The organism is Streptomyces sp. SID486, from assembly GCF_009865385.1.
Taxonomy (GTDB): domain Bacteria; phylum Actinomycetota; class Actinomycetes; order Streptomycetales; family Streptomycetaceae; genus Streptomyces.
In genome coordinates this window covers 1-522 of record NZ_WWJT01000604.1, presented here as the reverse complement: position 1 = coordinate 522, position 522 = coordinate 1, and the positions used below count along the sequence as shown (strand labels likewise).

General features: G+C 82.8%; 1 pseudogene. It reads right to left on the bottom strand.

The features are described 5' to 3' along the window. Positions 1–522: pseudogene (locus tag GT045_RS28290) on the bottom strand (histidine kinase); the annotation flags it as partial.

Sequence of the window (522 nt, the reverse complement as noted above, 5' to 3'; positions counted from 1 at the left end):
CCGTCGGTGCGGCCGGCAGCGCGTGCGGGCCCCGGGCCGGCTCGGTGCCGGCCGAGGGAAGTGCCGGCGACAGCGCGGCCTGTGGGGCGCCCGGGTCGCGGCGGGCGCGCCGGCCCGTCGGCACGGGCACGCCCTGCGGCGGCACCGTGCCACCGAGCCCCGTACCCGAGGCGGCGGCCCCCGCGCCCTGCTCGGCCGCGGTCATCACGGACCCCTCGGCCACACCCTCGCCGTCACCGCCGTCACCGCCGTCACCGCCGTCACCGGTGTCAGCACCGTCGGCGCCGGGCTCGGCGGGGCGGCCACGGCGTCGGCCGGTCCCCCCGGAGCCGTTCTCCGTGCCCTCGGCCGGGAGGTCGTGGGGCGCCTCGGCGGGCGTGGCGGCCCGCCGCCGGCGCCGGCCGGTCGGTACGGACCCCTCCGCCTCACCGGTGTCACCGGCGCCGGGCATGTCACTGTCCAGGAAGGCGTCCGTGGAGGACCGCCGGGCCCGCCGCCGGCCCCCGGCGCCCTGGTCGGCCG